Raw genomic sequence first — 13644 nt, forward strand, 5'->3', positions numbered from 1 at the left:
AACTCAGACGCTACCGGCATATTCGCCGCGCGCCGGATAGTCGTGGGCGATGGCGAAGTCGACGGCACCGAGCAGGTCCTGAAACTGCGGGCGAGCGAAGGGCATGGTCTGCACCGCACCGTAATAAAGCGTGCCATCCGGGCGGACCAGGAAAACACCCGGTTCGCTGAACAGCGCCGGCTCCTCGATGCCAATCGAGGTCTTGCCACGCGAGGCGCTGATATACAGCCCCCACTGGCGGGCGCTTTTGAGGCTCAGGCCATAGCCGATTTTGATGTCGCCGGCCTTGACCTTGTCGGCCATGGCATGGGCGCGCTCGCCATCGTCGCTGCTGACCGCGACGACTTGGACGCCGCGTTTTTCGAACTCGGGCACCAGGCGTTCGAGTTCCAGCAGGTACTTGGCGCAAATCGGGCAATGCAGGCCACGATAAAAGACGACAAGGTCGAAGCACTCTCCTGGAGCTGCGCCGAGCACGAAACGGCTGCCGTCGGTTAACGCCACATTGAGCGCGGGAACGGGGTGGCGGGGCATCAGGGCGGTAGCGGTCATCAGGCATCCTTTCGTTGAATTGCTGGGTCTTCGCAAGATCGTTGAAGGCCGGTTTCAGCGGTGCGTCACTGCTTGACCGACACGGACCATTGTGCTGAACTAAGTGCAACCAATCGTTCATATATATTTGCAATTCGTACAGATGCAACTTAACCGCCTCGATCGACTGTCCGCCCTGCTCGAAGGCCTTGCACCGCGCGTAGAAGTCAACCTGCCGCCGGCCGGCATCGCCAGACTGGACTTCGCCGCTGAACCATCTCCCTTCCTGCATATCCACTTGCTGGCGGAAGGTGAAATACGCCTTCAACTATGGTCATCCGCCAGCATCGCACTCCAGGCACCCTGCATCGTCATCTGCCGTTCAGACATCGCACATGCACTCGAAACACCGGCGGCAGAAAACTTCCAGCGCCTGATGTGCGCCCGCGCCTGGCTCGATGGACCGGTCGCCCCGCTGCTACTCAACGAATTCTCCACACCGCAGGTGGTCTCGATTGACGGTGCCGAATCCTCGCTGCGCCACGTAATCGACCTGATCTCCTCGGAACTGGAGGCGCCGCGCTGCGGCCAGCCGGCACTGCTAGACCGGGCCGGCGACATCCTGTTTATCGGCCTGCTGCGCCACCTGATAGCTCACCCGAAAACCTCCGGCGGACTGTTGAGCGGTCTGGCCGATCCGCGCATCGCCCGCGCCCTGGTCGCCATCCACGCCCAGCCGCAATTCAAATGGACGCTGGAATCGCTGGCCGAAGAAGCCGGCATGTCGCGCACCGCCTTCGCCAATACCTTCCGCGAGGTAATGCTGGCAACTCCGGGCAAATACCTCTCGGCAATCCGGCTGGCGATTGCCCAGCGCGCCGTGCAGTCGGGCAAAGGATTGAAGGCGGCAGCGCGGGATGCCGGCTACACCAGCCCCTCCGCGCTGTCGCGAGCGCTATCGCAAGCAAGCGCGATGGCGTCGCACTGAGCGGCCAAAGCCGCCTGCTGGTGCCGATGGTGGCGACCGCAGGCTCTACCCACGGCCTTTAGCCCAAGGCCAGCCTGACCTGCGCGGCCAGCGTTGTCGTCGGGCGACCGATCAGCCGGCTAAGTTGCCGGCCGTCATCGAACAGACCGCCCTTGGATGCGCCGATGTCGGATTCAGCCAGCAGCGTCGCCAACCCTTCCGGCAAACCAGCGCCGAGCAAAGCGGCCTTGAACTCGCTTTCCGGGAGATTCTGGTAGGCCACGGCCTTGCCGGATTGCTGCGAGATTTCGCGGGCCATGTCGCCCAGCGTGTAGGCCTGGTCGCCCGCCAGTTCGTAGATGCGCCCGGCCTGGTTGTCCAGCATCAACACCGCAGCCGCCGCTTCGGCATAGTCCGCACGCGCCGCCGAGGCGATCCTGCCCTCCCCGGCACTGCCCAGCACCACGCCGTATTGCAGCGCGGTCGGGATGCCGGCGAGGTAGTTCTCGGAATACCAGCCATTGCGCAGGATGAGCGCCGGCAGGCCGGAAGCGCGGATCAGGCTTTCCGTTTCCTGGTGCTCGGCGGCCAGCGGCAGCGGCGAAGTGTCGGCATGCAGGATGCTGGTATAGGCCAGCAGGCCGACGCCGGCAGCCTTGGCTGACTCGATCACGGCGCGGTGTTGCGGCACGCGGCGACCGACCTCGCTGGCCGAAATCAGCAGCAGCTTGTCGGCGCCCTTAAACGCGGAGGCCAGACTGGCCGGCTGGTCGTAATCGGCCTGGCGAACCTGCACGCCGCGCGCCGCCAGATAGGCACCTTTCTCCGGATGGCGCACAGCGGCGACGATTTCGCCAGCCGGCAGTTTCTTCAACAGGGCTTCGATGACAAGGCTGCCCAGTTGGCCGGAGGCTCCGGTAACGACGATCATGATGAAAATTCCTTTATTTCAGTGGGTGGAGTCGGCAGAATAGCGACGACACTAACTTTTAGTAAGTACGCACCCAAAGGTAAGTTTCAAATGCATAACGACAGCAATCCCCGGCCCGGCTTTGCCGAACTCATGCAGCGCGGCCAACTGTTTGCCGAAAAATGCCCTTCCCGCGAAGTGCTGAAGCACGTCACCAGCCGCTGGGGCGTCCTGCTGCTGGTCGCCCTCTTGAGCGGCACCCAGCGCTTCAGCGACCTGCGCCGCAAAGTAAACGGCATCAGCGAAAAAATGCTCGCCCAGACCCTGCAATGGCTGGAAGGCGACGGCTTCGTCGAGCGCATTTCCTACCCGGTGGTGCCGCCCCACGTCGAATACCGGCTAACACCGCTCGGGGAAGAAATAGGCCAAAAGGTGGAGGCGCTGGCCGACTGGATCGAGGTCAAGTTGCCGGAAATTTTGGCCGCGCAGAGGGAGAAGCGACTGTAGGCTTCTGTAAAGCAATTGAAGCTTGTTCGTGCGTTCACGAAAGTCGTCCGCGACATGCTGAAAGCCAGGGGCAAGATGATCGGCGTGATCTGCCACGTTGAGGGGATGAAGAAATGCATCCTGGCGCAGATTCAAAATGAATTGAAAATTCAAATTGCGCTGACCTCTTTATCCGCCCTCATTTTCAACCAGGAATATCTAAATGTCCGCGAAACCCCCGATTATTCACCACTACCCCGCCCGTCAGCCGAGTACCCGGCCGCCGCTGCTTTTCGTGCATGGCGGTTACAGTAACGCCGCCCTGTGGGGCGTCCGCTTCATTCCGTATTTCCAGGAGCAGGGCTACGACTGCTACGCGCTTGAGCTTTCCGGCCACGGCAGCCGCCCGGCGGATCGGGCGCAGCTCGACGATTTCGGCATCGACGATTACGTCGCCGATCTCGCTGCTGCCGTCGCCAGCCTGCCCGCGGCACCGGTGCTGATCGCTCATTCGATGGGCTGCCTGGTCAGCCAGCGTTTTCTCGAACGGGGCACGGCGTGCGCCGTGGCCTTCCTGGCGCCTGTGCCGCCCACCGGAACGGGTGGCACGGCCAGCCGCTTCGCGTTGACCATGCCGGATTTCTTTGCCGAGTTGCCAAATGCGGTGAACGGCACGACCAACGAAAAAACCATGCGCACCATGGCCCGTGTTTATTTTTCGCCGAGCATGGCGCTGGAGGAATCCGTCCAGTACCTGCCGCTGATCCAGCCGGAATCGGAAAAGGCCGTGGCCGAAATGGTCACGGCGCCCTTTCGCATCGCCCGTGGCCGGGCCCGCATTCCGGCGCTGGTCATGGGTGGTTCGGCCGACCAGGTCTTCCCGGCCTCGATGCTTTTCTTCACCGCTGCCTCGTGGAATGCCAAAACACAGGTCATCGAGGGGGCTGGCCACATGCTGATGCTCGACCCGCAATGGCCGGACGCTGCGGGCAAGCTGCATGTATGGCTGGAAAGCCTCGCCACAGGCCAACTTCCGGCGGCTGAAGCACAAACAATTGGGGAATCTACCCCCTCCTGATCGTCGGCAAAAACGCCGTAAGCCGGCCGAGCAGCGCCAGGGGAAACGCTTAACCGGCGCTGGCCGCCTCTTCGGCGGCGGCTTCGGCGGGCGGCTCTTCCTTTTCTTCCATCGACAGTGACAGGCCGCTTGCGGTCGACGGCTCGCCTTTCTTGCTCTTCAGCTTGATGGCCAGCCGCAGTTCATTGGTCGAGTCGGCGTTGCGGATCGCCTCGTCGTAGCTGATGTGGCCGGCGTCGTAGAGGTCGAACAGGGCTTGGTCGAAGGTCTGCATGCCCAGCTCGCGGCTCTTGTCCATCACCGGCTTGATCGCGGCCGACTGCCCCTTGGAAAGCAGTTCGGCCACGGTCGGCGTGTTGAGCAGGATTTCGATGGCCGCCTTGCGCTTGCCGTCTATCGAGCGGACCAAGCGCTGGGAAACGACGGCCTTGAGGTTGGAAGCCAGGTCCATCATGACCTGCGCCTTGCGTTCGTCGGGAAAGAAATTGACCACCCGGTCGAGCGTCTGGTTGGCGTTGTTGGCGTGCAGCGTGCCCATGCACAGGTGGCCGGTTTCAGCAAAGGCCAGCGCGTGTTCCATGGTTTCCATGTCGCGGATTTCACCGATCAGGATGACGTCCGGCGCCTGGCGCAGCGTGTTCTTCAGGGCGTTGTGCCAGGACAGCGTATCGACCCCGACTTCCCGGTGCGATATCAGGCATTGCTTCGAGACATGGACGTACTCGACCGGGTCTTCGACGGTGATGATGTGGCCGGGCGCCGTTGAGTTGCGGTGATCGATCATCGCCGCCATGGTCGTCGACTTGCCGGAGCCGGTGCCGCCCACGACCAGCACCAGGCCGCGCTTGGCGCTGATTACCTCACGCAGGATCGGCGGCAGGCCGAGCTTGTCGAAGTTGGGAATTTCGCTGGTGATGGTGCGGATGACCATGCTGACCGCCGCCTGCTGCTGGAAGACATTGACGCGGAAACGGGCGATCCCGGGCAATGAAATGGCGAAATTGCACTCCATCTCGCGGTCGAAATCTTCGCGTTGCTGGTGATTCATCAGGATCAGCGCCAGCTTGCGCGAAATGTCGGCGGTCAGCTTCTGCGCCGACAACGCCTTCATCGTGCCGTGCACCTTCATGGTCGGCGGAAAGTCGCGCGCGACAAACAGATCGGAGCCGCCATGCTGAACCATCGCCTTGAGCAAGGCATGGATGTAATTCTTTAGCTCGTCGCCGATCACGTCTTCGTTGTTCATCAAGTTTCCTTTCGTGCCGCCGGCGAAGGACGGGTGACACACAGTGGACCAAAGCGGGCAGAGACCTTTACCAATTTCCTCCGGCAGATCGAAAAAACGGCGCGGTACTGATCCGCGCCATTTTAATTTCGATTCCGGGTTGCTGCTTGACCGCTGTGAAGACGGTAATCACCGGTCGTCGCCTCGCCATTCTGCGTAATCACCATTGGTTGGCGCTCTTCTGCCAGGAGCAGCAGGACTTCGGCGACACCGGCCACTCGCGGCCCGATATCTGAGCCGCTGCCGATTGACCCTCCCCCCGGCTAATGCGACTTGCTGGTGCGTGGCGCGGTGAAGGAGTCGAGCACGTTGAGGTAGGCGGCGCGGGCGAAGGCGCTGGGATCGGGCAAGTTCTGCTGGCTCATCGAGCCCTTGAGCTGGGCCACCGACGCGTATTCCCGCGTTTCCATCCAGTGCCGCATGCCGTCGAGAACTTCCATCAGGGCGGCCGGCCCTCGCTGCAGCAGCGCGCTCGCCATATGGACCGCATCGGCCCGGCGAGCAACATTTTCAGGGCATCTTCGCCGGTGTGCACGCCGCCGGTGGCGGCCAGGGTCAGCCGGGTGCGGCCGCGCAGGATGGCGATCCAGCGCATGCTCAGCAAGGTATCGGCCGAGGATGAGAGATGCACGCGATCGACGACGCTCAGCGTCTCCAGATCGATGTCCGGCTGGTAGAAGCGATTGAACAGCGAGACGCCGGCCGCACCGGCCATTTCAGCCTGGTGCAGGAAATGCGGCAGCGACGAGAAGAAAGGCGAAAGCTTCATGGTCACCGGAATCCTGACCACCGCCTTCAACTCCTTGAGCAAGGAGATGTAGTGATCTTCCAGCGCCTCGCCGGAAACTTTCGGATCCGAGGGCATGAACCAGGCATTGAGCTCCAGCGCATCGGCACCGGCCGCCTGCATTTCCTCGCCGAGTTCGACCCAGCCGCCGAGCGAGGAGCCGTTCAGGCTGGCCACCACGGGGATGTCCAGCCGTGACTTCAGGCGCTCGATCTGCGCCAGATAGCCATCCAGCCGGCTCTGGTAGTTCTTCCCGTAGGGCAGATGCCCGTTGGCCTCGCCGAAGGTCTCGGGGTGCACGAGAAAGCGGTCGACCATCTGCTCGTCGTTGCGGATGTCCTCCTCAAACAGCGAATGCATGACGATGGCCGCCGCCCCGGCATCTTCAAGCTGCAGCACGGTGTCGAGGTCGTGGCTGAGCGGCGACGACGACGGGACCAGCGGATTTTTCAGATTCAGGCCCAGGTAGCGGGTCGAAAGATCAGGCATGGGGGGTCTCCTTGGTTTCGGCGGCGGCTTCGGCTTTTTTCTCGATCTCGGCTTCGGGCAGGGCCATTTCGGCGAGTTCGAGATATTCCTGGTGGCGTAGTTTGGCATCCTTTTCGGCCTGCACCATGAAGCGCTCGGCGGCTTCCGGATGCTGACGTTCAAGTACGGTAAAGCGGGCTTCGTTGCGGGCGAATTCGCGGAAGGGAATGCTCGGCGCGGCGCTATCGACCGACATCGGGTTGCGCCCCTGCTCGCGCAGCCTGGGATCGTAGCGCAACAGCGGCCAGTGGCCGGCCTTGACGGCGAGATCCTGCTGCCGGTGGTTGTGCGACAGATCGACCCCGTGCGCGATGCACGGGCTATAGGCGATGATGATCGAGACGCCGGGATAGCTTTCGGCGTCGAGGAAGGCCTTCAGCGTGTGCGTGTCCTTGGCGCCATAGGCGACCTTGGCGACGAAGACGTTTTCGTAATCCATGGCGATCCGCGCCAGATCCTTCTTGCGGTTGGGCTGGCCGCCGGCCGCGAATTTGGCGACTGCGCCGCGCGGCGTCGCCTTGGAGTTCTGGCCGCCGGTATTGGAATAGACCTCGGTATCGAGAACCAGGATATTGACGTCGGCGCCTGAGGACAGCACGTGGTCGAGGCCGCCGAAACCGATGTCGTAGGCCCAGCCGTCGCCGCCGATGATCCACACGCTGCGCCGGATCAGGTAATCGGCGAGCGCCGCCAGCTGCGCGGCGGCCGGCGTCGCGATGTGAGCCAGCTTGGCCTGGAGCAGGGCAACGCGCTCGCGTTGTTCATGGATGCCGGCTTCGCTGCCCTGCTCGGCTTTGAGCAGCGCTTCGACCAGGGCGTCGCCGACTTCAAGCGCCATCGCCTTCAACTGCGTGCGCGCCGCTTCGGCCAGCTGGTCGGTGGCCAGGCGCATGCCGAGGCCGAACTCGGCGTTGTCTTCGAACAACGAGTTGTTCCAGGCCGGACCGCGGCCCTCGGCATTGGTGCAGTACGGCGTCGTCGGCAGATTGCCGCCATAGATCGACGAGCAGCCGGTGGCGTTGGCGACCAGCATGCGGTCGCCGAACAGTTGCGTCGCCAGCCGGATATAGGGCGTTTCGCCGCAGCCGACACAAGCCCCGGAAAATTCGAAGAGCGGCGGCAGCAACATGGCGCCGGGCACCGTGCCGCGCTTGGCGAGGCGCCGGTCGTAATCGGGCAGTTTCAGGAAGAATTCCCAGTTTTCCGCTTCCGGGGCCCGTCGTGGTGCCTGCTCGGCCATGTTCAGCGCCTTGCGCGAAACATTGCTCTTGTCGCGGATCGGGCAGACTTCGACGCACAGCGTGCAGCCGGTACAGTCTTCAGGCGCCACCTGGTAACTCATCTTCCATCCGGCCGGGTAATCCTTGCTGCGAATCGCCATGCTCTTGAAACTCGGCGGCGCCCCGTCGGCCAGTTCGGCCGGATAGGCCTTGGCGCGGATGGCGGCATGCGGGCAGACAAAAACGCACTTGCCGCATTGCGTGCACAGGTCGGTTTCGAGCACCGGTATCTGCAAGGCCAGGTTGCGCTTTTCATACTTGGCGGTGCCGAGCGGCCAGGTGCCGTCGGCCGGGAACAGCGACACCGGCAACGCATCGCCGCGGCCGGCGATCAGTGGCAGGGTCATCTGGCGGACGAAATCGCTGACCGCTGGCACTACGATCGCTTGTTCCGCGGCAAAACTCGCCTCGGCCAGTACCGCCACCTGATGCAGGCATGCCAGCGTCATGTCGATCGCCCGATAGTTCAGCTCGGCGATGCGTCGGCCCTTGCGGCCATAGGTCTTTTCGACGGCGTGCTTGATCGCGGCGATCGCCTCGTCCTGCGGCAGGATGCCGGAAATGGCGAAGAAGCAGGTCTGCATCACGGTGTTGATACGCCGCCCCATGCCGGCGTCGGCCGCGACCTGATAGGCATCGATGACGTAGAAGCTGATCCGCTTGTCCACCATCGTTCGCTGCATGGCCGGCGGCAGCGTGGCCCAAACCTCGGCGGGCGGCACCTCGGTATTGAGCAGGAAAACCGCGCCCGCTGCGGCATGCACCAGCAGATCATGGGTTTCGAGGAACAGGGGCTGGTGGCAGGCGATGAATTTGGCGTCGCCGGCGCCGGTCAGGTAGGTCGAGTGAATCGGCTGCGGCCCGAAACGCAGGTGCGAAACGGTCATCGCCCCCGACTTCTTGGAGTCGTAGACGAAATAGCCCTGGGCATGCAGCGCCGTTTCGTCGCCGATGATCTTGATCGAGTTCTTGTTGGCCGACACCGTGCCGTCCGAACCCAGGCCGTAGAACACGGCCGCAAAGGTCTCATGCGCCGCGGCGGTGCGGAAGGCCGGATCGAACGGCAGCGACAGGCCGCTCAGATCGTCGTGGATGCCGACCGTAAAGCGGCGCTTCGGCTGCTCGCCGGCCAGGGCGTCGAAAACGGCGAGCACCATGGCCGGGTTGAATTCTTTGGAACCCAGCCCGTAACGGCCGCCGATCACCCGGGGCAGCTTGGCGAAGCGTGGTGCCTCGCTGGAAATGTCTTCGGCCAGGGCAACCAGGACGTCCTTGTAGAGTGGCTCCCCCTCGGCCCCCGGCTCCTTGCAGCGGTCGAGCACGGCAATATTCCGCGTCGTCGCCGGCAATGCGACGAGCAAGGCGGCCGGCGCCCAGGGCCTGAATAGGCGGACCTTGAGCAGTCCGACCTTCTCGCCCTGGCGATTCAGGTGGTCGACGGTTTCCTGCGCCGTTTCGGCCCCGGAGCCCATGAGCACGATGACGCGTTCGGCATCGGGAGCGCCGACGTAGTCGAACAACTTGTAATGGCGGCCGGTCAGCTTGCCGAATTCATCCATGCAGCACTGGACAGTGCCGGGGAAGGCGTCGAACCACGGGTTCTGTGCCTCGCGGCCCTGGAAGAAGACATCCGGATTCTGCGCGGTGCCGCGCAGTACCGGGTGCTCCGGCGACAGGGCACGGCCGCGCTGGGCGCTGACCCGCTCCGGCGGCAGCAGCTTGCGCAATACACCATCGTCGATGGCGGTGATCTTGGCCACTTCATGCGAGGTGCGAAAGCCGTCGAAGAAATGCAGCACCGGAATCCGCCCGGCCAACGTTGCGGCGGTGGCGATGGCCGCCATGTCGTGCGCTTCCTGGACCGAATTGGAAGCCAGCATGGCAAAGCCGGTGGCGCGGGTCGCCATCACGTCGGAATGGTCGCCGAAGATCGACAGCGCGTGCGTCGCCACAGCACGGGCGGCGACGTGAAAGACCGTCGGCGTCAATTCGCCGGCGATCTTGTACATATTGGGGATCATCAACAGCAGGCCCTGCGAGGCAGTGAAGGTGGTAGCCAGCGCCCCCGCCTGCAGTGCGCCATGGACGGTACCGGCGGCGCCGCCTTCGGACTGCAGTTCGACCACTTTGGGGACGCTGCCCCAGATGTTGAGCTTACCCTGTGCCGCCCATTCGTCTGACAGTTCGCCCATGCCGGACGAGGGGGTGATCGGATAAATCGCGATCACTTCGGAAACCCGGAAGGCAACCGAGGCGACGGCTTCGTTGCCGTCGATGGTGAGCATCTTGTTCATGATGGATCCTTGCAATGCTGCAACGCAACAAGGCCATTCTACGCCCATTCCCTCTGAATAATTGCCTGGAGAAACCGGCGAATCGCTTGCGCCGTGAGAAAATCCACGACATGCGCCCACTAGCTTTTGTCGACCTGGAAACCACCGGGGCCACCGCCACCGTCGACCGGATCACCGAAATCGGCATCGTCGAAGTCGATGCCGACGGTACCGTTCGCGAATGGCAGCAACTGGTCAATCCGGGCACCCGCATCCCGCCCTTTATCGAACAACTGACCGGTATCAGTAACGAGATGGTGGCCGACGCCCCCTCGTTCGCAGACGTCGCCGCCGAAACGCTGCGCCGCCTGGAAGGCCGCCTGTTCATCGCCCACAACGCGCGCTTCGACTACGGCTTTTTAAAGAATGAGTTCAGGCGGCTCGACGTCACTTTTCGCGCCCCGGTGCTGTGCACGGTCAAGCTGTCGCGCGCCCTGTTCCCCGAGCACAAGCGCCACAACCTCGATTCGCTGATCGAGCGCCACGGCCTGGCTGCCGAGGCACGCCACCGGGCGCTGGCCGATGCCCAGCTGATTCACCAGTTCTGGCAGAAGATCCACGCCGGCCTCGACAGCGCGGCGATCGAAGCCGCACTGAAGGCCCAGGACGCCCACCCCAGCCTGCCGCCGCATCTCGACGCCGGCATCGTCGATGACCTCCCCGACACGCCCGGCGTCTATCTTTTTTACGGTGAAAACGCCCTGCCGCTCTATGTCGGCAAGGCCAAGAACATCCGCCAGCGGGTGCTTTCGCACTTCGCGGCCGACCATCAGTCGGCCAAGGATATGGCGCTGTCGCAGCAGGTTAAGCGCATCGACTGGATCGAGACCGCCGGCGAAATCGGTGCCCTGCTCAAGGAAGCGGCACTGGTCAAGCAATTGCAGCCGACTCACAACCGCCTGCTGCGCAAGAACGACGAGCTGTGCACCTGGACGCTGATCGATGAAGGAGAAGGCTGGCTGCGCCCGCTGCTGGCCTCGGCACAGGATCTCGACTTCGACATCCGCGCCTCGTGCTACGGCCTGTTCAAGAGCACCAAGGAGGCAACCGACGTGCTGCGCGCCCTGGCCACCGAACACCATTTGTGCGACGCCCTGCTCGGCCTGGAAAAGACCGCTCCCGGCAAACCCTGTTTCGGCTTCCAGATCAGGCGGTGCAAGGGGGCTTGCGTCGGCAACGAGCCTTACGCCAGGCACACGATGCGACTGGTCGGCGCCCTCGCCCGACTCAAGCTGGCCGCCTGGCCACTGAACGGTCCGGCGCTGATCCACGAGGGGGACGAGACACACCTCGTCGCTGGCTGGCGTTACCTGGGCACGGTGAAAAGCGAAGAGGATATCCACACGCTGCTGGCAACCGGCCGACCGCCATTCGACCGCGACACCTACAAGATTCTCGCCAAGCACGTTGGCCGGATGAAGCCGCTACGCTGAGCGTCGGCTTCGCCGCCCGGCGCTGCATAATGACAGACGGCAAATCATTGCGTGCCAATGTCATTACAAAAACCAATCCGTGGCAAACTAAGGGCACTTCTTTCGCCGGAGTCCCACCGTGAATCCTCCCGATCCAATTCCCACCGCTCCCGCCAAGACCATTGCCATCGCCTGTCAGGGTGGCGGCAGCCATACGGCCTTCACCGGCGGTGTCCTGCAGGCCCTGCTGCGCAACCTGAAGCCGTCCGAGCATCGGATCATCGGATTTTCCGGCACCTCCGGCGGCGCGCTGTGCGCGACGATTGCCTGGTACAGCCTGCTGCTCGGCGACCCGGGAAGGGGTGCGGAATTGCTGGAGGCGTTCTGGCGCGACATGTCGGCCAAGAAATTGCCGGACAGCATGTTCAATTCCTTCCTGGTCTGGCTCCAGCGCAGTTCCGGTTATCTCGCCATGCCGGAAATCAGTCCCTACCAGTTGCCGGCCGGCGGCCAGGAAGTCCTCGCCGACGCCATCCAGCGCCATGTCGATTTCGCGCAATTGCCGAACCTGATCGGCACAAACTCACCGCGCCTGCTGGTCGGTGCCGTCGACGTTCTCTCCGGAGAGTTCACGGTCTTCCATTCGCACCACCCGGAAGAGGAAAAACGCATCACCCCCGAGGCTCTGCTCGCCTCGGCGGCGATCCCCGAGCTCTTCCGCGCCGTCCGTATCGGCCACGGTCTCTACTGGGACGGGCTCTTTTCGGAAAACCCGCCGATCCGCGGCTTCCTGGCCGGCGAACAAAGTCGCGAGGACAAACCCGACGAAATCTGGATCATCCAAATCAACCCGGAACAGCGTAGCCAGGAACCCAAGCTGAGCAACGAAATCACCGACCGTCGCAACGAACTGGCCGGCAACCTCTCGCTGAACCAGGAACTGTTTTTTGTCGACCAGACCAACAAGTGGCTGGCCAGAGGCTGGCTGAATGCCGAGCAATTCAAGCAGGTCACGGTTCGCCACATCCCGCTCAAGCGCGAGCTCGACTACCCGTCCAAGCTCGACCGCAGCCCGGCCTTCATCAACGGCCTGCTGATCGAAGGCCAGCGCGAAGGGCTCGCCTTCCTGCACACTCTGCGGCATGCTTGAACTTCCACCACTCGCCCGACAACCCGCCATGCGCCACTTGCCCCTGATCCTCGCCGCCCTCGCCCTGCCCGCCAGTCTTCCTGCGGCAGCTGATGAGGTCGGCTGCGTCACCACCGCCTGGAAGCTGATCGGCGCCAATCACCGGGTCTGCGTCTATGCCTTCGACGACCCGAAAATTCCCGGCGTCACATGCCACGTCAGCCAGGCCAAGACCGGCGGTGTCAAGGGCAGCTTTGGCCTGGCCGAAGATCCCTCGCAGTTTTCGCTAGCCTGCCGCCAGATCGGCCCGATCACGCTGCCGGCCAAGTTGCCGGAAGACGAAATCGCCTTCAGTGAAAACACCTCACTGCTCTTCAAGGAAACCGCCATCCATCGCTCCTACGACGCCAAGCGCAAAGTCCTGATCTACCTCGCGATCAGCCGCAAGCTGATCGAGGGGGCGCCGGCCAATGCCATCTCCACCGTGCCAATCCAGCCCTGGGGCGGCAAGTGAAGGCAAGGACCGCGCTGCGCCAGGTGGCGCCTTACATCACCAAGGACGGCTCGGAAATCCGCGAACTGCTCCACCCTAGCCAGCATGCGGTGCGCCGGCAGAGTCTGGCCGAAGCGGTCGTTCCCCCCGGGGGTGCGACCCAGCTCCATCGCCACGACAGCAGCGAAGAGATCTACCACGTCACCCGCGGCAGCGGGCTGATGACGCTGGGCACCGAGAAATTCACAATCAGGGTCGGCGACAGCATCGCCATTGCGCCAGGCACGCCGCATCGCGTCGAAAATACGGGCAGCGAGGCATTGCACATACTGTGCTGCTGCGCGCCCGCCTATTCGCACGACGACACCATTCTGCTCTGACGCCTGACGGCCTGCCGTCGGCAATCGCCAACCTCTCACCGGAGC

General features: G+C 63.3%; 15 protein-coding genes. 9 read left to right on the forward strand and 6 right to left on the reverse strand.

From position 1 onward, the window contains the following. Positions 1-3: 3 nt before the first annotated feature. A complete protein-coding gene (locus NQE15_RS16390) occupies positions 4-552 on the reverse strand; it encodes a peroxiredoxin-like family protein (RefSeq protein WP_265942749.1) in 549 nt (182 codons plus the stop codon). Between the two features lie 142 nt (positions 553-694). On the opposite strand from NQE15_RS16390, the gene NQE15_RS16395 reads away from it, so the two are divergent. After that, on the forward strand, positions 695-1519 hold the full coding sequence (locus NQE15_RS16395; protein ID WP_265942750.1) for an AraC family transcriptional regulator: 825 nt from the start codon (positions 695-697) through the stop codon (positions 1517-1519). A gap of 58 nt (positions 1520-1577) precedes the next feature. Here NQE15_RS16395 and NQE15_RS16400 read toward each other — a convergent pair whose 3' ends face one another. Next, positions 1578-2429 carry an SDR family oxidoreductase gene (locus NQE15_RS16400; protein WP_265942752.1) on the reverse strand — a complete coding sequence of 284 codons (852 nt, stop codon included), beginning with the start codon at positions 2427-2429 and terminating at the stop codon, positions 1578-1580. A 90-nt stretch (positions 2430-2519) separates the two neighbouring features. Between NQE15_RS16400 and NQE15_RS16405 the strand changes: the two genes are divergently transcribed. The 3 genes from NQE15_RS16405 to NQE15_RS16415 are packed head-to-tail and all read left to right on the forward strand — an operon-like array spanning position 2520 to position 3972. Then, on the forward strand, positions 2520-2915 hold the full coding sequence (locus tag NQE15_RS16405; RefSeq protein WP_265942754.1) for a winged helix-turn-helix transcriptional regulator: 396 nt from the start codon (positions 2520-2522) through the stop codon (positions 2913-2915). 15 nt (positions 2916-2930) lie between these two features. After that, positions 2931-3209: a hypothetical protein gene (locus tag NQE15_RS16410; protein WP_265942756.1), complete on the forward strand. Its 279-nt coding sequence runs from the start codon at positions 2931-2933 to the stop codon at positions 3207-3209. Further along, entirely contained in the window at positions 3118-3972 is an 855-nt protein-coding gene (locus NQE15_RS16415) for an alpha/beta hydrolase (protein WP_265942758.1), read from the forward strand. Before NQE15_RS16410 ends, NQE15_RS16415 begins: the two co-directional genes overlap by 92 nt. A gap of 49 nt (positions 3973-4021) precedes the next feature. Here NQE15_RS16415 and NQE15_RS16420 read toward each other — a convergent pair whose 3' ends face one another. Continuing rightward, positions 4022-5218, reverse strand: a complete 1197-nt coding sequence (locus NQE15_RS16420; protein WP_265942760.1) for a PilT/PilU family type 4a pilus ATPase — start codon at positions 5216-5218, stop codon at positions 4022-4024. Positions 5219-5364: 146 nt separating this feature from the next. Here NQE15_RS16420 and NQE15_RS16425 point away from each other — a divergent pair, with 146 nt between their 5' ends. After that, positions 5365-5493 carry a hypothetical protein gene (locus NQE15_RS16425; RefSeq protein ID WP_265942761.1) on the forward strand — a complete coding sequence of 43 codons (129 nt, stop codon included), beginning with the start codon at positions 5365-5367 and terminating at the stop codon, positions 5491-5493. A gap of 27 nt (positions 5494-5520) precedes the next feature. Here NQE15_RS16425 and NQE15_RS16430 read toward each other — a convergent pair whose 3' ends face one another. Genes NQE15_RS16430 through nifJ form a run of 3 tightly spaced genes read right to left on the reverse strand, consistent with a single transcriptional unit; the run spans position 5521 to position 10146 of the window. Beyond that, positions 5521-5697 carry a hypothetical protein gene (locus NQE15_RS16430; RefSeq protein ID WP_265942763.1) on the reverse strand — a complete coding sequence of 59 codons (177 nt, stop codon included), beginning with the start codon at positions 5695-5697 and terminating at the stop codon, positions 5521-5523. After that, positions 5697-6533, reverse strand: coding sequence for a dihydroorotate dehydrogenase-like protein (locus NQE15_RS16435; RefSeq protein ID WP_265942765.1), 837 nt, complete (start codon positions 6531-6533; stop codon positions 5697-5699). Before NQE15_RS16435 ends, NQE15_RS16430 begins: the two co-directional genes overlap by 1 nt. Next, positions 6526-10146: a pyruvate:ferredoxin (flavodoxin) oxidoreductase gene (nifJ, locus tag NQE15_RS16440; RefSeq protein WP_265942767.1), complete on the reverse strand. Its 3621-nt coding sequence runs from the start codon at positions 10144-10146 to the stop codon at positions 6526-6528. The genes NQE15_RS16435 and nifJ overlap by 8 nt, the downstream gene beginning before the upstream one ends. Before the next feature lie 86 nt (positions 10147-10232). Between nifJ and NQE15_RS16445 the strand changes: the two genes are divergently transcribed. The 4 genes from NQE15_RS16445 to NQE15_RS16460 all read left to right on the forward strand — a co-directional run bounded on the left by NQE15_RS16445 (position 10233) and on the right by NQE15_RS16460 (position 13599). Then, positions 10233-11618 carry a 3'-5' exonuclease family protein gene (locus tag NQE15_RS16445; RefSeq protein ID WP_323054901.1) on the forward strand — a complete coding sequence of 462 codons (1386 nt, stop codon included), beginning with the start codon at positions 10233-10235 and terminating at the stop codon, positions 11616-11618. 118 nt (positions 11619-11736) lie between these two features. Beyond that, positions 11737-12747, forward strand: a complete 1011-nt coding sequence (locus NQE15_RS16450; RefSeq protein ID WP_265942769.1) for a patatin-like phospholipase family protein — start codon at positions 11737-11739, stop codon at positions 12745-12747. A 28-nt stretch (positions 12748-12775) separates the two neighbouring features. Continuing rightward, positions 12776-13240 (forward strand): CreA family protein, encoded by a 465-nt coding sequence (locus NQE15_RS16455; protein ID WP_265942771.1) that lies wholly within the window; start codon positions 12776-12778, stop codon positions 13238-13240. Continuing rightward, the gene (locus NQE15_RS16460) at positions 13237-13599 is read left to right on the forward strand and encodes a cupin domain-containing protein (RefSeq protein ID WP_265942773.1); all 363 of its coding nucleotides are present in this window, start codon (positions 13237-13239) and stop codon (positions 13597-13599) included. The genes NQE15_RS16455 and NQE15_RS16460 overlap by 4 nt, the downstream gene beginning before the upstream one ends. The last annotated feature ends 45 nt before the right edge of the window (positions 13600-13644 follow it).

This window comes from Dechloromonas sp. A34 (assembly GCF_026261605.1).
Taxonomy (GTDB): Bacteria; Pseudomonadota; Gammaproteobacteria; order Burkholderiales; family Rhodocyclaceae; genus Azonexus.

What these genes read in the sequence shown, in the direction of transcription:
- NQE15_RS16390 (WP_265942749.1), bottom strand. Translation starts at nt 552, where the DNA reads ATGACCGCTACCGCCCTGATGCCCCGCCACCCCGTTCCCGCGCTCAAT.
- NQE15_RS16395 (WP_265942750.1), top strand. Translation starts at nt 695, where the DNA reads ATGCAACTTAACCGCCTCGATCGACTGTCCGCCCTGCTCGAAGGCCTT.
- NQE15_RS16400 (WP_265942752.1), bottom strand. Translation starts at nt 2,429, where the DNA reads ATGATCGTCGTTACCGGAGCCTCCGGCCAACTGGGCAGCCTTGTCATC.
- NQE15_RS16405 (WP_265942754.1), top strand. Translation starts at nt 2,520, where the DNA reads ATGCATAACGACAGCAATCCCCGGCCCGGCTTTGCCGAACTCATGCAG.
- NQE15_RS16415 (WP_265942758.1), top strand. Translation starts at nt 3,118, where the DNA reads ATGTCCGCGAAACCCCCGATTATTCACCACTACCCCGCCCGTCAGCCG.
- NQE15_RS16420 (WP_265942760.1), bottom strand. Translation starts at nt 5,218, where the DNA reads ATGAACAACGAAGACGTGATCGGCGACGAGCTAAAGAATTACATCCAT.
- NQE15_RS16430 (WP_265942763.1), bottom strand. Translation starts at nt 5,697, where the DNA reads ATGGAAGTTCTCGACGGCATGCGGCACTGGATGGAAACGCGGGAATAC.
- NQE15_RS16435 (WP_265942765.1), bottom strand. Translation starts at nt 6,533, where the DNA reads ATGCCTGATCTTTCGACCCGCTACCTGGGCCTGAATCTGAAAAATCCG.
- nifJ (WP_265942767.1), bottom strand. Translation starts at nt 10,146, where the DNA reads ATGAACAAGATGCTCACCATCGACGGCAACGAAGCCGTCGCCTCGGTT.
- NQE15_RS16455 (WP_265942771.1), top strand. Translation starts at nt 12,776, where the DNA reads ATGCGCCACTTGCCCCTGATCCTCGCCGCCCTCGCCCTGCCCGCCAGT.